Genomic DNA, 241 nt, shown 5'->3' with positions numbered 1-241 from the left:
CGCACATGGTCACCACGCCGTAACGCAGATTGCGGCGCTGCAGTTCGCGCACTATATGACCGGCAGTGCGCGAGCCGGTCATGCCGAACGGGTGGCCGATGGAGATCGAGCCGCCGTTGACGTTGTACTTCTCGTTATCGATACCCAGGGTGTCGCGGCAGTACAGGCACTGCGAGGCGAAGGCCTCGTTGAGCTCCCACAGGTCGATATCGGCGATCTGCAGCCCTTTTGCCTTGAGCAG

At 61.8% G+C, this 241-nt stretch carries 1 pseudogene; it reads right to left on the bottom strand.

The features are described from left to right. Window positions 1-241: pseudogene (locus Q5L94_RS14085) on the bottom strand (acetyl-CoA C-acyltransferase); the annotation flags it as partial.

This window comes from Idiomarina sp. Sol25, from assembly GCF_033052775.1.
Taxonomy (GTDB): Bacteria; Pseudomonadota; Gammaproteobacteria; order Enterobacterales; family Alteromonadaceae; genus Idiomarina.
This window is presented reverse-complemented; position numbering and strand designations above follow the sequence as displayed.